Here is a 2746-nt window from a genome sequence, read left to right as displayed (position 1 = left end):
GCAAGCCGCCGGGCGTGGTCGCGGTGGGGCACGGCTCACGCCGGGAGAATGGGAACGGCGCCGGGGCCTGCGCCTGCGCTTCGTCTATCGCCGGCGCGGACCGAGCTTGCTGGTCGCTGACCGCGCCCGCATAAACACACGCGGTCAGGCGGTGGCGTCGCGCGCCAAAACGGGCCGTAACCAGGTCACCGCGCCGATCTTCCTGCTGGTCCCGCAGGTCAAGCTGCCCAAGCGGCTCGATCTGGACCGGGATGCCGCGCGGGCGCAGGGCAGCGTGCCGGGGCTGATCGTGGCGAAATGGGTCGACCCAAGATTGAAGGGGTAACAGGACCTGGCAGAAGAGGTGGGATTCGAACCCACGGTAGGCTTTCACCTACGCCGGTGTTCAAGACCGGTGCCTTCGACCGCTCGGCCACTCTTCCCCTTGGTGCCCACGGCCGGACTCGAACCGGCACGGCCAATCTGGCCAGGAGATTTTAAGTCTCGTGTGTCTACCATTCCACCACGTGGGCACTGGTAGGCCCGGCAGGACTTGAACCCGCAACCAAAGCGTTATGAGCGCTCTGCTCTAACCAATTGAGCTACAGGCCCGCCACGTGCGCTTATTGGCGAAGTCATTCGAAAAAGGCAACCACATGCCCACCTCCCGAGAGACCATCCTCACCGCCCTGGCGGACCAGCTTAGAACGATCCCGCATGTGCCGGTGCTGCGCGGCGAGGTGCTGCCGGAGCGGATCTCACCCTCGGGCCTGATGATCCTGCGCGATGGGACCCCTGGCGAGCCCGGTGTGACGCTGTCACCGTTGCGCTATCACTACCAGCACCGTGCGGAGCTGGAGGTGGTGGTGCAGACTGCGACTGACCGCGACGCCAGTTTTGCGGAGCTGGTCGCCTCCATCGGGGCGGTCATCGTGGCCGACCGCACGCTTGGGGGGCTATGCGATTGGGTCGAGGCTGAGGCACCCGAGCCAGTCGATCTGGCTGTCGAGGGCGCTGCAAGTTTGAAGGCGGCCGTTGTTCCGGTGGTGCTGCACTATTCCACGGACGATGCCTTGGCGTGATCAACCGCCTCTGCGTCTTTGGCATCGGGACGGGACCTGAACGTCCCCTCAACCTGCGCGCCGCTCTCGATACTTAGGGTCTCATAAGAAACCTCGCCTGTGACCAGCGCGCTGGTGTGCAACATGACCGTGCCGCCAATGACCTTGCCATCAAATTGACCCTTGATTGTGATGCTGGCGGCGTGGATCTCGCCCTCGATTTCGCCGGTGGTCTCGATGACGATTTCAGCGGCGTAAACGCATCCTTTGACACGGCCGCGCAATTCGGCGGTGCCGGGAAATGAAAGGTCGCCGGTGATACTTGAGCCGGCACAGAGGGATGAGCGCCCTCCGGCGCCAACAGCGGAGCTCGGTTGATCCATAGTCGGCTGCGTCCTTTCAACTAATTTCGCGGATTCGCGGGCATTGTCCCAACTTACAGGAGAAAACACCATGGCACGAGCCCAGGGGGCGCGGGCGCAGATGGCGCTTGCGTTCGAGACCAGCTACGGCACGCCGCCTGCGAGTGGCTTTATCCGCATGCCTTTTGCCAGCACGACACTTGGGGCGGAGCAGCCGCAGCAAAGCTCGGAGCTTCTGGGCTATGGCCGCGATCCGCAGGCGCCGATCAAGGATGCGGTGACGGCCGACGGGGATGTCGTGGTTCCCATCGATGCGGAAGGCTTCGGGGTCTGGCTGAAAGCGGCGTTTGGCGCGCCGATGACCACGGGCGCGGAGGCGCCCTTTACCCATGAGTTCCAGTCCGGGTCATGGGTGCTGCCCTCGATGTCGATCGAGACCGGCATGCCCGAGGTCCCGCGCTATGCCATGTATGCCGGCTGTATGGTCGACAGTCTCAGCTGGCAGATGGCCCGGTCAGGGCTGCTGACAGCGACGGTCAGCCTCGTGGCGCAGGGCGAAGACACTGCCACGAGCACATCTGCCGGGACGCCGGAGAGCATCGCGCTGCACCGCTTCGGCCACTTCAACGGAGCGGTCACGCGGGATGGGACAAGCATCGGCAATGTCGTCTCGGCCGATATTAACTATGCCAACAACCTCGACCGGATCGAGACCATCCGCGCGGATGGCAAGATCGATGGCGCGGACCCCTCAATCGCGGCGCTGACAGGCAATGTTGTGGTGCGATTTGCCGACCAGACGCTGGTGCAGCAGGCGATCAATGGCGAGGCCTGCGCGCTGGAGTTTTCTTACACGCTGCCCACGGGCGAAAGCCTGACGCTGACGGCCCATGCCGTCTACCTGCCGCGTCCCCGGATCGAGATTTCCGGGCCTCAGGGCGTACAAGTCACCTTTGATTGGCAGGCGGCCAGCGATCCGCTGGTGGGCCGGATGTGTACCGTCACACTGATCAACGACCGCGAGGAGTACTGATGCTTCGATTGAACCTCTCCACCGCGCCGCACTGGCTCGACCTCGGCCATGGCGTGCGGCTGCTGGTGGAGCCTTTGACCACGGCCATCATGCTGGCCGCGCGGAGCGATCCGGCGATATTGGACGCGACGATAGAAGCAGAGGGCGATGCGGCCCATTCCAACGACGATCTCGCGCGGATCGTGGCCAAGGCCGTCGCGCGCATCGTCGTACTGTACCGGGGCACGGTTCTGAGACAGCGCGTTGCGCTGGTTAGGCCGCCATCTTAACCCCCGTGACGGCTTCGGGTTCAAGGGCTTTTTGCTCGGCCC

The 2746-nt window shown here is 64.2% G+C and carries 5 protein-coding genes and 3 tRNA genes; 4 read left to right on the top strand and 4 right to left on the bottom strand.

Translation table 11 applies throughout. From position 1 onward, the window contains the following. Nucleotides 1-325 (top strand): DUF6441 family protein (locus ACH107_RS31835; RefSeq protein WP_412509640.1); only part of this gene is annotated, 325 nt, incomplete at its 5' end. Between the two features lie 7 nt (nucleotides 326-332). On the opposite strand, the gene ACH107_RS31830 is transcribed toward ACH107_RS31835, so the two are convergent. The 3 genes from ACH107_RS31830 to ACH107_RS31820 form a co-directional block, all read right to left on the bottom strand. Further along, nucleotides 333-422, bottom strand: a tRNA-Ser gene (locus ACH107_RS31830). A gap of 3 nt (nucleotides 423-425) precedes the next feature. Then, nucleotides 426-512: transfer RNA gene (locus tag ACH107_RS31825), tRNA-Leu, on the bottom strand. Between the two features lie 2 nt (nucleotides 513-514). Next, a tRNA-Ile gene (locus tag ACH107_RS31820) sits at nucleotides 515-591 on the bottom strand. A 44-nt stretch (nucleotides 592-635) separates the two neighbouring features. On the opposite strand from ACH107_RS31820, the gene ACH107_RS31815 reads away from it, so the two are divergent. Then, nucleotides 636-1061, top strand: coding sequence for an acyl-CoA transferase (locus ACH107_RS31815; protein WP_412509639.1), 426 nt, complete (start codon nucleotides 636-638; stop codon nucleotides 1059-1061). Here ACH107_RS31815 and ACH107_RS31810 read toward each other — a convergent pair. Next, on the bottom strand, nucleotides 1034-1423 hold the full coding sequence (locus ACH107_RS31810) for a bactofilin family protein (RefSeq protein ID WP_412509638.1): 390 nt from the start codon (nucleotides 1421-1423) through the stop codon (nucleotides 1034-1036). The genes ACH107_RS31815 and ACH107_RS31810 overlap by 28 nt on opposite strands. Before the next feature lie 70 nt (nucleotides 1424-1493). Here ACH107_RS31810 and ACH107_RS31805 point away from each other — a divergent pair, with 70 nt between their 5' ends. Then, the gene (locus ACH107_RS31805; RefSeq protein ID WP_412509637.1) at nucleotides 1494-2435 is read left to right on the top strand and encodes a phage tail tube protein; all 942 of its coding nucleotides are present in this window, start codon (nucleotides 1494-1496) and stop codon (nucleotides 2433-2435) included. Then, the gene (locus tag ACH107_RS31800) at nucleotides 2435-2704 is read left to right on the top strand and encodes a hypothetical protein (RefSeq protein ID WP_412509636.1); all 270 of its coding nucleotides are present in this window, start codon (nucleotides 2435-2437) and stop codon (nucleotides 2702-2704) included. Before ACH107_RS31805 ends, ACH107_RS31800 begins: the two co-directional genes overlap by 1 nt. Nucleotides 2705-2746 lie beyond the last annotated feature (42 nt).

Source organism: Roseovarius halophilus (ex Wu et al. 2025), from assembly GCF_047086965.1.
This window is presented reverse-complemented; position numbering and strand designations above follow the sequence as displayed.